This window comes from Mycobacterium genavense ATCC 51234 (assembly GCF_000526915.1).
Classification (GTDB): Bacteria; Actinomycetota; Actinomycetes; order Mycobacteriales; family Mycobacteriaceae; genus Mycobacterium; species Mycobacterium genavense.
Map to the genome: position 1 here is coordinate 536,571 of NZ_JAGZ01000002.1, position 13,698 is coordinate 550,268.

General features: G+C 68.1%; 7 protein-coding genes and 3 pseudogenes. 4 read left to right on the forward strand and 6 right to left on the reverse strand.

Annotation, left to right across the window (positions count from 1 at the left end; genetic code table 11):
- Positions 1–3 precede the first annotated feature (3 nt).
- Positions 4–2,306: pseudogene (helR, locus tag T428_RS26295) on the forward strand (RNA polymerase recycling motor ATPase HelR).
- Here helR and T428_RS26300 read toward each other — a convergent pair.
- The 3 genes and pseudogenes from T428_RS26300 to T428_RS0107220 form a co-directional block, all read right to left on the reverse strand.
- Positions 2,264–3,756: pseudogene (locus T428_RS26300) on the reverse strand (HNH endonuclease signature motif containing protein). The pseudogenes helR and T428_RS26300 sit on opposite strands and share 43 nt — an antisense overlap.
- A 570-nt stretch (positions 3,757–4,326) precedes the next feature.
- On the reverse strand, positions 4,327–5,589 hold the full coding sequence (hisS, locus tag T428_RS0107215; RefSeq protein ID WP_025735948.1) for a histidine--tRNA ligase: 1,263 nt from the start codon (positions 5,587–5,589) through the stop codon (positions 4,327–4,329).
- Positions 5,586–6,260, reverse strand: a complete 675-nt coding sequence (locus tag T428_RS0107220; protein WP_025735949.1) for an MBL fold metallo-hydrolase — start codon at positions 6,258–6,260, stop codon at positions 5,586–5,588. The genes hisS and T428_RS0107220 overlap by 4 nt, the downstream gene beginning before the upstream one ends.
- 105 nt (positions 6,261–6,365) lie before the next feature.
- Between T428_RS0107220 and T428_RS0107225 the strand changes: the two genes are divergently transcribed.
- From T428_RS0107225 to T428_RS34185, 3 genes and pseudogenes are all read left to right on the forward strand, one after another.
- Positions 6,366–7,271 carry a peptidylprolyl isomerase gene (locus T428_RS0107225; RefSeq protein ID WP_025735950.1) on the forward strand — a complete coding sequence of 302 codons (906 nt, stop codon included), beginning with the start codon at positions 6,366–6,368 and terminating at the stop codon, positions 7,269–7,271.
- A 115-nt stretch (positions 7,272–7,386) separates the two neighbouring features.
- A pseudogene (locus tag T428_RS36005) lies at positions 7,387–7,590 on the forward strand (protein kinase domain-containing protein); the annotation flags it as partial.
- 73 nt (positions 7,591–7,663) lie between these two features.
- Positions 7,664–9,109 carry a protein kinase domain-containing protein gene (locus T428_RS34185; protein WP_425411989.1) on the forward strand — a complete coding sequence of 482 codons (1,446 nt, stop codon included), beginning with the start codon at positions 7,664–7,666 and terminating at the stop codon, positions 9,107–9,109.
- A 3-nt stretch (positions 9,110–9,112) separates the two neighbouring features.
- Here the strand turns inward: T428_RS34185 and T428_RS0107235 are convergent, their stop codons facing one another.
- The 3 genes from T428_RS0107235 to T428_RS0107245 are packed head-to-tail and all read right to left on the reverse strand — an operon-like array spanning position 9,113 to position 13,698.
- Complete coding sequence (locus tag T428_RS0107235; RefSeq protein ID WP_025735951.1) at positions 9,113–11,476, reverse strand: RelA/SpoT family protein; 2,364 nt, start codon at positions 11,474–11,476, stop codon at positions 9,113–9,115.
- A gap of 36 nt (positions 11,477–11,512) precedes the next feature.
- Positions 11,513–12,070, reverse strand: a complete 558-nt coding sequence (locus tag T428_RS0107240) for an adenine phosphoribosyltransferase (protein WP_084298651.1) — start codon at positions 12,068–12,070, stop codon at positions 11,513–11,515.
- Complete coding sequence (locus T428_RS0107245) at positions 12,052–13,698, reverse strand: ABC transporter substrate-binding protein (protein WP_025735953.1); 1,647 nt, start codon at positions 13,696–13,698, stop codon at positions 12,052–12,054. The genes T428_RS0107240 and T428_RS0107245 overlap by 19 nt, the downstream gene beginning before the upstream one ends.

A 13,698-nucleotide genomic window follows, 5' to 3' on the forward strand; every position in this document is an offset into this window, starting at 1 on the left:
GCAATGTCAAGCGGGCGCCCTACACTTGGCCGAGTGGCGGAGGGGCACTTGTCGAATCCTGAATATGACGGCGAACTGCGGTCCGAACAGAGCTACGTGACCGGGCTGTACGCGCGGCTCGACGCCGAACGTGCCCGAGCGAAGGAGCGATACCGCGCGGCATTGCGGGACGGCGGCGAGAGCCTTTCGGATCGGGATGCCCAGGTGCGCGCGGTGGCCAGGGAGGTCAAGCGGCTGGACGTCGCCGACCACGGGTTGTGTTTCGGGCGCCTGGACGCCCTCTTTGGCGAACGCTCCTATATCGGCCGGATCGGGTTGTTCGACGCCGACGACGAGTACCGGCCGCTGCTGCTCGACTGGCGGGCACCGGCGGCTCGCGCGTTCTATGTCGCCACCGCCGCCAGCCCCGAACACATGCGCCGGTGCCGCCAGTTCCACACCAGCGGGCGGCGCGTGGTCGCGGGCGGCGCGTGGTCGACTTCACCGACGAGGTGTTCGGCCGGCCCGGTGCCGGCGCGCAAGGTGACGCGGCGCTGCTGCCGGCGGTCAACGCGCCGCGGGGCGAGGGCATGCGCGACACCGTGGCGACCATTCAGGCCCAGCAGGACGAGATCATCCGGCTCGATCACCCGGTCGTGCTGGTGATCGAGGGCGGGCCCGGGACCGGCAAGACGGTGGTGGCGCTGCACCGCGTCGCGTACTTGCTGTACACCCAGCGCGAGCGATTCGAGCGTCACGGCGTCCTTGTGGTGGGCCCCAATTCGGCGTTCCTGCGCCACGTCGATCGCGTGCTGCCGTCGCTAGGCGAGTCGAGTGTGGTCTTCATGACGCCGGGCGATCTGGTCCCCGGCATGCAGATCACCGCCGAGGACACGCCGGAATGTGCGGCGTTCAAGGGGTCGCTGAAAATCCTCGACGTGCTCGCCGCCGCGATCGCGGATCGGCAACGGCTGCCCGAGCGCCCGCTGGAGATCGAGCTGGCCGACGTCACGATGCGCATCGACGCCGAGATCGCCGGCTGGGCCCGGGACGAGGCACGCGGCAGCGGACAGCCGCACAACCAGGCCCGCGCGGTGTTCGTCGACATCCTCAGCTGGGCGCTGACCGAGCGCGATCGCCCGGATCGGCCGCGGCTGGCTGACTCGAGAGGACCGCACGGCATGGGAGCAACTGCGCTCTGACCTGCTGGCCGCACTTGCGGACAACGACCAGTTCACCGCCGCACTCGACCGGCTCTGGCCGATCCTGACGCCGCAGGAGCTGCTGACGTCGCTGTACCTGTCCCCCGAGCGGCTGCATGCCGTGGGTGCGCCCCAGTCGCTGCTGCGTGTCCAGGGCGATCCCTGGACGGTGTCGGACGTGCCGCTGCTCGACGAGCTGGTCGATCTGCTCGGCCGCGACAAGGCCGCCGAGGCCGCGGCGGCCGGCGCCGAGCGCGAGCGCAAATACGAGCCGAGTACGCCGCGGGCGTGCTGGACCTGATGGTCGCGCGCGAGGATCTGATGGACGACGAGGACCATCTGATCGCCCGCGACGTGATCCATGCCGAGGCCCTGGCCGATCGGTTCGTCGAACGTGACACGCGAGAACTCGCCGAACGTGCTGCGGCCGACCGGGATTGGACCTACCGGCACGTCGTCGTCGACGAGGCCCAGGAACTGTCCGAGATGGACTGGCGGGTGCTGATGCGACGCTGCCCCGGCCGGTCCTTCACCGTGGTCGGCGACCTCGCTCAGCGCCGGTCGCCGACCGGAGCGACGTCATGGCAGGCGATGTTGCAGCCATACGTTGCGGGCCGATGGGAGTATCGGGCGCTGACCGTCAACTACCGCACGCCGGCGGAGATCATGGCGGTGGCCGCCGCGCTGCTCGAAGAGTTCGCGCCCGGCGTTCAGCCCCCGGAGTCGGTGCGCGCCTGCGGGGTTCGCCCTTGGTCCAGGAAGGTCAGCGACGACGAATTAGCCGGTGCGATCGAAGAATTCGTGGATAGCGAAGCCGGTCGCGAAGGTACCAGCATCGTGATCGGACCGCCCGGCGTGCCCGGCACGGTGCCGGCCTCACAGACCAAGGGCCTGGAATTCGACGCCGTGCTGGTCGTCGATCCGCAGCGGATCCTCGCCGACGGCCCCCGCGGCGCGGCCGAACTCTACGTCGCACTCACCCGCGCCACCCAGCGCCTCGGGGTGCTGCACCGAGAACCGTTGCCACGGGCACTGTCCGGCTTGGCCGAATACGAGACGACCGCTGCGGTGTTGACGGGCCGTCAGAACGGCGGCGGTTGCGCCACGGTCTCCGGCGGTGGCTGACCGACGGCCTGGGGTGGCGCCCGACGCGCGTCGCGATTTTGTCGTCGTTCCGCGGCGACGCGCGCGGCACGGTTTTGCGCGCGGGTACGCGAGCGTCGGGGCATCATCGCGGTCCGGTCGCCGCAGTAGTCGCGCGGCGCGTCGGCCTCGGGTGCCGGCATCCCGCCCGTCGCCCGACACAGGCTCGGGAAGAGCAGCGCGCTACCCGGGGTGGTGACATATGTTTGCCCGGCCGGCGATGTCAAGATCACTGTCCCGTCGGGCAACTGCTGGTCGCGCCAACCCCAGAACGTCTTGACCAGATGATGAGTGCGGCAGTAGCACTTGATGTTTGACGCATGCGTCGGGCCGCCGTCGGCGTACGGGATCGTATGATCAAGGTCGCACTCGACCGCCGGCCGATCACAACCCGGCCAGCGGCAGGTTAAGTCGCGCCATCGCACAAAGTCCTGCAGCGCCCGCGACGGCACGTATCCGGGCTCGGGCGGAGCGTCCGCGGGATGGACGAGCGGTACCAGCCTGGCCGACTTGGCAAGCTCCGCAACGAGTTCCGGGGTGATCAGGCCATCCGAACCCAGCAGGGACGCCGGCGCGGAGCCGGTACCGTCGACGGTGGCCCGCTCGGCGAGCACATGGATGACCACGGGCGATGCAGCGGGACGCTTACCCGCCGCGCAGTCGGGCCGGCCGCACCGGCAGCCGAGCCGGGAGACCGATGCGGCCAGCGCCCCGAGCGCGTCGGCCCGGCGCTCCTCACGGTCGCGAGGATCATGCTCACACACCGTGGCGGACAACGCATTCAGGCACTTTTCGAGCGCACGCGCGTCCGAGCTCAACAGGGATCCGTGAATCTCGGCAATGCCATCCCCGACGCCCGTGATCGATACCTCGCGTGCGGACTGTCGTATCTTGCGCCGCCGGACGGCGTCGGCGTCGGCCCTCATTACGATCCGGTCAACCTACCCGGCAAAACGACCGTGGGTCATCGACGGCCAGCGCGGCACGTTGACCGCCAGCCGTGCGTCGACGCTGGCCAGTATCTCGTCGTCGGTCAGCAGATCGGTGCGATAGACGATGGTCTGAAACATCCGGTAGTCGATGTCGCCGGCCTTGAATACCGCCGCGAGCTTTGGCAGCCGCTCACGCATGGCCCGGGCGTATCGAAGGCGACTTGCCGCCTGGCCCTGACTGATCCGCAATGCCGCAGCGACCTCGGCGGCCACCGCGTCCATGGTGTCGATCGCCCATTCTTCGGTGTCCGAACAACGCGACAGCCGGTAGGCGAACAACTCGCCGATGTCCTCCAGTTGGGCGGCCGCCGCCCGATTCTCGAGCCGTGCGGATGAGCGGATCCGATCCACCAAGGCCCCAAGGCCGCGGAATCGCGCGTGGTGGACGGATAGTGCCGTTCGAAGATCTCCTCGATCTCTTCGACCCCACCCGAATGCATGTTCGAATGCTACCACGGCTCGCCGACGACTAAGCCCCAGTGGATGGATGACCTCGGCCCAGTGCGGGCCAGTCAGGTCAACAACTGAAACTCGTGTGGCACAAGTGATTTGATGCCGCGGGCTCAGGCCTCCTCGGCCAAGGATGCTTCACCATGGGCGGTCATGGCAGAGCGACCGGTCATCAGGCCCATCAGGCCGTCCTGATAGGTGAGCCCGGGCGGTTTGCCCTTGGGAGCGGCCGACAACTCATCGGGCTTGGGCGCCGACTTCGGCCAGGCCGGCGGTACCGATAGCTATCCCAGCGCGGGCGACGCGCCCAGCGGCGCGCACTCCACCACCACGCTGGAGAAGTCGCGGAACGACTTCACGGTCGGAGGGGTTGTCTTGCTCTGCGTTTCGGCACCGTCCACCGACGTCTCCTCACCCGGCAACCAGCGGACAGGCGACGGCGCCTGCCCGCGTGCAATCTTGCACGACCGTACAATAAGTACGCCCGGTCGTGGGCGGGTTTGCTGAACATTTGTTGACGGACTTGCTAATTTCCGCCCGTCCAACCGAACCGGCGGCGATTATCGGCCGAAACGCGAAAGCACGTCGGCGACGACCGAATCGAGCGGCACCGACAGCTGCTCCCCGGTCGCCAGATCCTTGACGCCGATCGTGCCGGTGTCCAGATCGCGGTCACCGGCCACCAGTGCGACCCGGGCACCGGAGCGGTCGGCCGCGCGCATCGCGCCCTTGAGCCCGCGATCGCCGTAGGCCATGTCCACCCGGACACCGGCGGCCCGCAATTGAGAGCCCAGCACCGCCAGCCGCAACTTGGCCGCCTCGCTCAGCGGCACCCCGAACACCTCGCAGCGCGTCGACGACCCCACCCTCTTGCCCTCGGCCCGCAACGCCAGCATGGTGCGGTCCACGCCGAGCCCAAATCCGATGCCGGACAGGTCTTGTCCGCCGAGCTGGCGCATCAGCCCGTCGTAGCGGCCGCCGCCGCCGATGCCGGACTGGGCACCCAATCCGTCGTGCACGAACTCGAAGGTGGTCTTGGTGTAGTAGTCGAGCCCCCGCACCATGCGCGGGTTGATCACGTAGGGCACGCCCAGCGCGTCGAGGTGGGCCAGCACCGTGTCGAAGTGTTGCTTGGCCGCATCGGAGAGGTGGTCGAGCAGCACCGGGGCGTCGGCCGTCATGGCCTGGACCTCGGGTCGTTTGTCGTCCAGCACCCGCAACGGGTTGATCTCGGCGCGCCGGCGGGTCTCTGCGTCCAGGTCGAGCCCAAACAGGAATTCCTGCAGCAGTTCCCGGTACTGCGGCCGGCAACTGTCGTCGCCCAGCGAGGTGATCTCCAGCCGGAAGCCGTCCAGGCCGAGCGAGCGGAACCCGGCGTCGGCAATCGCGATGACCTCGGCGTCCAGCGCCGGGTCGTCGACGCCGATCGCCTCCACGCCCACCTGCTGCAGCTGGCGATACCGGCCGGCCTGCGGACGCTCGTAGCGGAAAAACGGTCCGGAATAGCACAATTTGACCGGCAGCGCGCCCCGGTCCAGGCCGTGCTCGATCACCGCGCGCACCACCCCGGCCGTGCCCTCCGGCCGTAGCGTCACCGAGCGGTCACCGCGGTCGGCGAACGTGTACATCTCCTTGGACACCACGTCGGTGGATTCGCCGACGCCGCGAGCGAACAGCCCGGTGTCCTCGAAAATGGGTAGCTCGATGTCGCTGTAGCCGGCCCGGCGGGCGGCCCCGAGCAGACCGTCGCGCACGGCGACGAACTGCGCCGAGTCCGGTGGAACGTAATCCGGCACGCCCTTGGGTGCGCTGAACTCCGTCATCCGGTCAGCCCTTCGAGGAACGGATTGAACCGGCGCTCGGCGCCAATCGTGGTGGAGTTGCCGTGGCCGGGCAGCACCACCGTGTCGTCGTCGAGCACCAACAGCTTGTCGATGATCGAGGTCAGCAGATCGCGGCCGCGGCCGCCGAACAGGTCGGTGCGGCCCACCGAGCGCTCGAACAGCGTGTCGCCGGTGAACACCACGTCTTTGTCCGCTGGGCTTGCTTGAGAAACCCGGAACACCACCGATCCGCGGGTGTGTCCGGGTGTGTGGTCGACGTTGACGCTGACGTTGCCCAGGTCGATCTTGTCGCCGTCGCGGTCCAGTTCGACGACCTGCTTGGGCTCGCGGAAGAACGCGCCCGTCACCAGCTGCGCCAACCGCGGCCCCATGCCATGGATCGGGTCTTTGAGCATGAAGCGGTCTTCGGGGTGGATGTAGGTCGGGCAGCCGTAGGTGTCGGAGACCTTCTGCGCGGACCACATGTGGTCGATGTGCCCGTGCGTGAGCAGCACCGCGGCCGGCGTCAGCCGATTCTGGTCGAGAATGCGCCGTAGCGGAGCCATCGCACGCTGCCCCGGATCCACGATGACGGCGTCCGTTCCGGGGTGCTCGGCCAGCACGTAGCAGTTGCAAGCCAGCATGCCGGCGGGAAATCCGGTGATCAACACGCCTCCCAGTTTCCCACGGGGTCACTTGACACCGCTCGCGCCGCCCGCATTAGCCTGAGCCTGCTACCCCGGCCCCCACTTGACGACCATGGAGGCAGACCGGCCGTGCCGACCAACGAACAGCGACGTGCCAACGCCAAGCGCAAACTCGAACGGCAGCTCGAACGCCGCGCGAAGCAAGCCCGCAGGCGCCGGCTCTTGGTGATCGGCGGTGGTGCGGTGGTGGCCATCGCAGTGGTCGCCGCGGTGGTGATCACCGTGATCAACACGAACAAGAAGCACCAGCACGACACCGCCGCGCCGACGACCAGCAACTCCCCGGCAGCGTCGAGCACGACGACCCCGCAAACCGGGGTGGTGCCGCCGGTTCCGCCCCTGCCGGCGTTCAAGCCGTCGGACACCGTCGGCGCCAACTGCCAGTACCCGGCGTCGACGGACCCGGCCGCCAAGCCGGTCAAGCCGCCGCGCACCGGCAAGGTGCCCACCGATCCGGCGCAGGTGAGCGCGAGCATGGCGACCAGCCAGGGCAACATCGGCCTGATGCTGGCAAACAACGAATCGCCTTGCACGGTCAACAGTTTCGCGAGCCTAATCGGGCAGAAGTATTTCGACGACACCAAGTGTCACCGGCTGACCACCTCGGAGTCGCTGGGCGTGCTGCAATGCGGTGATCCCAAGGGCGACGGCACCGGCGGGCCGGGCTACCAGTTCGCCAACGAGTACCCGACCGACCAGTACCCGCCGAACGATCCCAAGCTGCGGGAACCGGTTTTGTACCCGCGCGGCACCCTGGCGATGGCCAACGCCGGGCCGGGCACCAACGGCAGCCAGTTCTTCATGGTCTACAAGGATTCTCAGCTGCCGCCGCAGTACACCGTCTTCGGCACGATCCAGGCCGACGGGCTCGCCGTGCTCGACAAGATCGCCAAGGCCGGCGTCAACGTCAACGGTGGCGGCCAGGACGGGGCACCGGTCAGCGAAGTCACCATCAAGTCCATCCTGCTCGACTGAGCGCAACACGGGTCGTCGAGGATTCGTCGGAACCTGGCCGACACCTTAAGGCCAGTGCGTGGTGACGGAGTCGTTCGGACATTACGAGCTGCGCGAACTGCTGGGCCGCGGCGGCATGGGACAGGTGTTCCGCGCCTACGACACCAGCACGGACCGCATCGTCGCGCTCAAGGTGCTGCCCGCACACCTGGCCGACGACGACGAATTCCAGCTGCGGTTCCGGCGCGAGGCGCGAATCGCGGCGAGCCTTTCCGACCCGCACATGGTGCCGATCCACAGCTACGGCGAGATCGACGGCCGGCTCTACGTCGACATGCGCCTGATCGAGGGCCGCGACCTGTTGGCCTACATCGCCGAAAACGGTGGCCGGCTGAGCCCCGACCGCGGTAGCCGTGATCGAACAGGTTGCCGCGGCACTGGATACGGCCCACGAAGTGGGGCTGATCCACCGCGACATCAAGCCGTCCAACATCCTGGTGTCCGCCCGCGACTTCGTCTACCTGATCGACTTCGGGCTCGCGCGCACCGCCGCCGACACCGTGCTGACCCACACCGGCCACACCATGGGCACCATGGCCTACATGGCCCCGGAACGCTTCCGGGGCATGACCGATCACCGCGCCGACATCTACGCCCTGGCCTGCGTGCTCTACGAATGCCTGACCGGGCACCTGGCCTACCCCGGCGACACCTTCGAAGAACAACTCAACGCGCATCTGAACGCCCCGCCGCCACGACCCTCGTTCACCGCACCGGGCGTGCCGCCGGTCATCGACGACGTCGTCGCCCGCGGCATGGCAAAGGATCTCAACCGGCGCTACCAAACCGCCGTCGAGTTCGCCAACGCCGCCAAGGCCGCACTGTCGGGTGCCGGCAACCCCGCGCCGCCTAGCCCGCCGCCGCCGCACTACCCGGCGACCGCGGCCGCCCCGGCGCCCCCATCCAGCCCCGCGCCGCCCCCGCAACAGCAGCGCTCGAGCAGGGCGCTGATCATCGGCAGCGTCGCCGCATCGATCTTCACCCTGGCCATGGTGACGATTCTGGTCGTCGCCCTGGTGACGAACAGCGATTCCGGTTCGAATAGTGCGACCTCCAGCACCGTGCCGCATCCCCGGACGCTCAAACAGGGGCCCGCCTTCGGCGCACCGGGAGCACCGTCGACCCCGGCCGCCCCGAACCCGAATGCCGCGCCGCCGTTGCCGGCGTTTGCCCCGCCATCCGACCTGGGTGCCAATTGCCAATACCAGCCGGTGGGCAACGACTCGGTGGATGCGTCGCCCAAGCCCGTCAACCTGCCTCCGTCCGGGCGGTTATCCACCACGCCGGCGCAGATCCCCGCCACCATCTCCACCAACTTCGGCGATATCGGCATCGAGCTCGCCAACGGCGAGTCCCCGTGCACGGTGAACAGCTTCGTCAGCCTGGTCCACCAACAATTCTTCGACGGCACCACCTGCCCGCAGCTGTCCACCGGCTCCGACGGCGCGATGCTGTCGTGCGGTGGCCCCGACAAAGACGGCAACGGCGGCCCCGGTTACGAGTTCGCCGACGAATATCCCACCAACCAATATCCGCCGAGAGATCCCGCGCTCAGGGCGACCGTGGTGTACCCGCGCGGATCGGTGATCATGGCCAGCAACGAACCCAACACCAACGGTAGCCAATTCGTCATGGTCTACCAGGACACCGAGGCATTGCCCACCTTCACGCTGCTCGGCAACGTCGACCAGGCCGGCCTCGCCGTCCTCGACAAGATCGCCGCGGCAGGAGTCGCCGGCCACCGGCTGACCGGCCTGCCCACCTCACCGGTCACCATCAACTCGGTGCGGCTCGGCTGAGCCTTACGCCGCGGACGTCACGCGGTAGACGTCGTACACGCCTTCGACGTTGCGCACGACGTTCAGCAAGTGCCCGAGGTGCTTGGGGTCACCCATCTCGAAAGTGAAGCGGCTGATCGCAACTCGGTCGCCCGAGGTGGTGACCGACGCGGACAGGATGTTGACCTTCTCGTCGGCTAGCACCCGCGTGACGTCCGACAGCAGCCGGTGCCGGTCGAGTGCCTCGACCTGAATGGCCACCAGGAACACCGACGACGGCGACGGGGCCCACAGCACCTCGATGATGCGCTCGGCCTGCTGCTGCAGCGAGGCGGCATTGGTGCAGTCGGTGCGGTGCACGCTGACGCCGCCACCGCGGGTGACGAAGCCCATGATCGCATCGCCGGGCACGGGTGTGCAGCACTTGGCCAGCTTGGTCAGCACGCCGGGAGCGCCGGGAACCGAGACACCGACGTCGTCGGTGCTGCGCGGACGGCGCAACATCGTTGTCGGCGTTGATCTTTCGGCGAGGTCCTCCTCGGCCTGGTCGATGCCGCCAAGCTCGGCCAGCAGCCGCTGGACGACGTGGCGTGCCGAGACATGTCCCTCGCCGATCGCGGTGTACATCGCCGACACGTCGGTGTAGTGCAACTCACGCGCCACCGCCGACATGGCCTCACCATTGACCAAGCGCTGCAACGGAAGTCCGCCGCGACGAACCTCGCGGGCCATCGCCTCCTTGCCGACTTCCAGCGCTTCCTCGCGGCGCTCCTTGGCAAACCACTGCCGGATCTTCGCCTTGGCCCGCGGTGACACCACGAACTGCTGCCAGTCCCGCGACGGCCCGGCGTTGGGCGCCTTGGAGGTGAAAACCTCTACGACTTCCCCGTTTTCGAGCTTGCGTTCCAGCGCCACCAATCGCCCGTTGACCCGGGCGCCGATGCACCGGTGACCGACCTCGGTGTGCACCGCGTAGGCGAAGTCCACCGGGGTCGAGCCGGTCGGCAGGGTGATGACGTCCCCCTTGGGGGTGAACACGAAAATCTCTTGCACGGCAAGGTCGTAACGCAACGACTCCAGGAACTCGCCGGGGTCGGCGGCCTCCCGTTGCCAGTCGAGCAGTTGCCGCATCCAGGCCATGTCGTCGATCTCAACGGCGGCGTTCGGATGCAGAACACCGTTGCGGCCCTTGGTTTCCTTGTACCGCCAGTGCGCGGCGATACCGTATTCGGCGGTGCGGTGCATGTCGCGGGTGCGGATCTGCACTTCCAGCGGCTTGCCCTCCGGCCCGACGACCGTGGTGTGCAGTGATTGGTAGACACCGTATCTGGGCTGGGCGATGTAGTCCTTGAACCGCCCTGCCATCGGCTGCCACAGCGAATGCACCACGCCCACGGCGGCGTAGCAGTCCCGGATCTCGTCGCACAGGATGCGGATGCCGACCAGGTCATGGATGTCGTCGAAATCACGGCCCTTGACGATCATCTTCTGGTAGATCGACCAGTAGTGCTTGGGCCGGCCCTCCACCGTCGCCTTGATTTTCGACGCGCCCAGCGTGGCGACGATTTCGGCGCGGACCTTGGCCAGGTAGGTGTCCCGCGACGGCGCCCGCCCGGCGACCAGGCGGACGATCTCCTCGTACTTCTTCGGGTGCAGGATCGCGAACGACAGGTCTTCCAGCTCCCACTTCACACTGGCCATACCGAGCCGATGCGCCAGGGGCGCAATGACTTCCAGCGTCTCGCGGGCTTTACGCGCCTGCTTTTCCGGCGGCAGGAACCGCATGGTCCGCATGTTGTGCAGCCGGTCGGCCACCTTGATGACCAACACCCGCGGGTCCCGCGCCATCGCGGTGATCATCTTGCGAATCGTCTCACCCTCGGCGGCGTTGCCCAGCTCGACGCGGTCCAGCTTGGTCACCCCGTCGACGAGGTGGCCCACCTCTTCGCCGAATTCCTCGCTCAGCGCCTCCAGCGTGTACCCGGTGTCCTCGACGGTGTCGTGCAGCAACGCCGCCACCAAAGTCGTTGTGTCCATTCCCAATTCGGCGAGAATGTTGGCAACGGCCAGCGGATGGGTGATATAGGGATCACCGGAGCGGCGCAGTTGACTGGCGTGCCGCCGGTCGGCCACCTCGAACGCCCTGTTGAGCATCGAGAAGTTCGCCTTCGGGTAGATCTCCCGGTGCACCGCCACCAGCGGCTCGAGCACGGGGTTGAACGCGCCGCGCTGGGCGGTCATCCGGCGGGCCAGCCGGGCCCGGACCCGACGCGACGCGCTGCTCGATGTCTTCAGGGTCTCGGCGACCGGCTCGGCCGCCTCGACGACGGGTGACGACTCCGTGAGGGGCGGCACAACGGCTTGCGCCGAGCTTTGCTCATCCGCCACGTTGGTCACCTCCGACCTCGAGGATATCCCGCGCGGCTAGACGCGGCTCAGGCTTTCTACCGGCAAAGGCGCGACGGCTGCCCGGCCGCCGAGCGCGGTGATTTCCACCAGCACGGCCGCACCGGTCACCTGGGCCCCGGCGCGCTCGAGCAGGCGGTTGGCCGCCCCCAGCGTGCCGCCGGTGGCCAGCAAGTCGTCGATGATCATGATGCTGGTGCCGCGCAAGTCCAGACCGTCGGCCGGGATCTCGATCGCCGCGGGACCGTACTCCCGCTCGTACGCCTCGCGGAGCACCGGCGGTGGCAGCTTGCCCTCCTTGCGGATGGACAGCACACCGGTGCCGAGCCGGGCGGCAACGGCGGCGGCCACCAACGACCCGCGCGATTCGATGCCGGCCACCAGATCGACACCGGCAGAAAGGTCCACCAGCGCGTCGATCACCGCGTTCATCGCCGACCGGTCGGCGAACAGCGGGGTGAGGTCCTTGAACTGGACTCCCCGCTTCGGAAAGTTGGCGACGTCGCGGGTCAACGACGCGATCCGGTCGGCCAGCGCCGAATCCTCGCGAATATCCGTCACTGCATCAAAGCCCATCGGTCCATGTTCCAACCCACGCCCCACCTGGTCGGGTTCTCGCTGACTGCGTACATCTTTTTCGACATCAGCAACGTGCGCTGCTGGCGATACAGGGGCAACGTGGGCATATCACCCCAGAGTACCGGCGCTGCCTCGGCAAGCAGGCGAACCCGCTCGGCCGGGTCGCCGGACACCGCAAGCGCCCCGATTACGCCGTCTACCTGCGGGTTCGCGTAGGCCGACAGATTATTGCCGTTGCCGCTGTGCAGGTCGTAGGCGTCCATCGACGACGACCCGGTGGACCCGCTGCCGCTGGCTCCACCCGTGCTGGCCAGCAGAACATCGATCTTTCCGCCCGTGAGCGCCTGGGGTCCGGAGGTGTCCAGTCTGACGTTGGAAACAGTGATACCGGCCGCGGCGCACGACTTGGTGATGGTGCCGACGGTGACCGCGAGTCGGGCGTTGGGCCCCTGGTAGCCGATCCGCACCGGCAACGGCGCACCCAGCGCCGCGCGGGCGGCGACGGGGTCCGCCCGGTTGAACGGGCCCGCCTCGGCGGCCCCGTCGGCCTGCGCGACGGCGTCCTCGGCGACGGGAGACAACCGCGAGTTGGCGATCGGGACCCCGGCGTCACGCGCGATCACGTCGCGAGGCGTACACAGCGCGACCGCGCGGCGGGCGTTGGCCTGCGCCAACGGTCCCTGCGGCGCGAAAATCAGCTGCTCGATGCCCGCCGCGGGCGCGTCGGTGCGCTCGTAGTTGTCCGGCGTGGCCAGCGCGCCCGACGACCCGGCCGCGACGTCGACGACGTCGACGCTGCGGTTGTTGACCCGGTCCTGGATGTCGGGCGCCTGCGGCGACACGGTGATCCGCTTGGTGATCGCCTTGGGACCCCACCACCGGTCGTTGGCCACCAGCACCACGGCGCCGTCGTCCAAAACGGATTCGATTTTGTACGGGCCCGACGACGGGAAGCGCTTGACGATGTCGTCGTGTTTGAGGCCCGGCTTGAGGTCCCACGTGGTGTTCCACAGTTGTGCGATCTGTGCGACCGACGCGGTGTTTTTGCTGAGCAGCGTCGCGGTCACGTCGATATTCAGCTGATCGGCGATGACGTGCGACGGCATCATCGTGGTCGCGGTGAACAATTGGGTGTAGTCGACGATGCCGCGGTCCGGAACGAACGACACCCGCGCCTTCTTTTGCCCGGGTATGCATTCGATGTTGGCGATGTCGACGTAGCCGGCCTGGGTGGCGGCGTCGAACCCGGGAAACCGGCCCGACTGAGCGGCCCAGGCCAGCACCAGATCGTCGCAGGTCACCGGCTTGCCGTCGGAATACACCGCGTTGTCGGCGATCTGATAGTCGAGCACCAGCGGCGAACCGCTGATTACCGAGACGGAGCCGAAGTCGTGGTCGGCGACGACCTGTCCGTCGGGGCCGTGGTAGCCGAACCCGGTCAGCGTGCGGGCGAACGCCTGCGCCGCGGCCGACGCGAACCCGACGGTGGTGTTGGCGTTGTAGCTGCTCACCGGCCCGTCGACGACGTAGACGATCTCCGTGGCGGCGCTGCTCGAGCATCCCGTCAACGTGATCGCGGCGGCCAACGGTAACGCCAAAGCAACGGCCGCGGCCCGCTTCAGCAT